At 45.3% G+C, this 1,451-nt stretch carries 2 protein-coding genes; both read right to left on the bottom strand.

The window, feature by feature from the left end; genetic code table 11:
* The coding region (locus tag A3756_RS24410; protein WP_156490744.1) for an aminotransferase class I/II-fold pyridoxal phosphate-dependent enzyme at window positions 1-604 on the bottom strand (604 nt) is incomplete at its 3' end.
* A 61-nt stretch (window positions 605-665) separates the two neighbouring features.
* The coding region (locus A3756_RS24415) for an amidophosphoribosyltransferase (RefSeq protein ID WP_255376540.1) at window positions 666-1,451 on the bottom strand (786 nt) is incomplete at its 5' end.

Below are 1,451 nucleotides of genomic sequence, written 5' to 3' on the forward strand. Positions count from 1 at the left end.
AGTTATCAACAACAAGCAAGCAGCCTTTCGAATGACGCCCTTGTCTCGCCAGTTCTGCCAGTCTTGCGATATCAACTACTTCACACAGTGGGTTCGACGGCGATTCAAGGAATAGAAACCTAGTATTGTCCTTGATGCTGGTCTGCCATTGCTCGTAATCAGTCAGATCAACAAAGCTAATCTCAACACCAAACTTCTTTACAAACTTTTCTAGCAGAACTGTCGTCGTGCCAAAAACACTGCGCGAACAAATGACATGATCACCCTGCTCTAACAGAGCGTAGCAAACAGACATAATAGCAGCCATACCCGATGCTGCAGCAACACCACGCTCGCCTCCTTCTAAGGCAGCTAAGCGCGCCTCAAACATCGCAACCGTTGGATTGGTGAAACGCGCATAGATGTTCCCAGGCTCTTCGCCTGCAAATCGTGCAGCAGCTTCTTGCGCTGAATTAAACACAAAGCTTGAGGTCGGAAAAATCGCTTCGCTGTGTTCAAGCTCAGGACTTCTAATTTGCCCAGCTCGTACTGCAAGCGTCTCTAAACCAACACCGTCCAAATTTGGAACGGGAATATTACCTTTCGGTGGCTGGCTATTCGCCATCTCTTCTCACCTTTAATTCGAATTTTTAGTTTTCTATGACAAATAATGAGCTAATTCAGCCTTAATTGTCGTTATGAAGATCGATAGTGGCGTCATCTTCATTTAACTTCTTTTTGTTTGAATCATTACGTGCTTGCTCAAGCCTGTCGAGGTAATCACCACATATATCACCCGTTGGATAGACTCCGTTGAAGACCGAGCAATCAAACTCATCAATGTCTTCGTTTCCATCTTTCGCACAACGAATAAGATCTTCCAGGTCTTGATAAACTAGCCAGTCTGCACCAATAATTTCCTGAATATCTTCAACCGTGCGGTCATGTGCAATCAACTCAGTTGCAGCAGGCATATCGATACCGTAAACATTTGGGTATCTTACCTCAGGCGCGGCAGATGCAAAGTACACGTTTTTAGCACCAGCGTCTCTAGCCATTTGTACGATTTCACGACATGTCGTACCCCGTACAATTGAGTCATCGACCAACATAACGTTTTTATCTTTAAACTCTAGTTCAATGGGGTTCAACTTCTGACGTACCGACTTCTTACGCTGATTCTGGCCTGGCATAATAAAAGTACGACCAATATAGCGGTTCTTGATGAAGCCTTCGCGAAACTTCACACCCAACTCCACCGCCATTTGCATTGCAGAGGTACGGCTAGTATCGGGGATAGGCATGACAACGTCGATATCGTGATCAGGACGCAGTCGTTTTACTTTTTGGGCAAGTGTTTCACCCATACGCAGGCGCGCCTTGTAAACAGAGACCTTATCTATAATAGAATCAGGGCGCGCGAAGTATACGTGCTCGAAAATACAAGGTGTCAGTTTAGGGTTTTCAGAACA

This window comes from Oleiphilus sp. HI0086, from assembly GCF_001635225.1.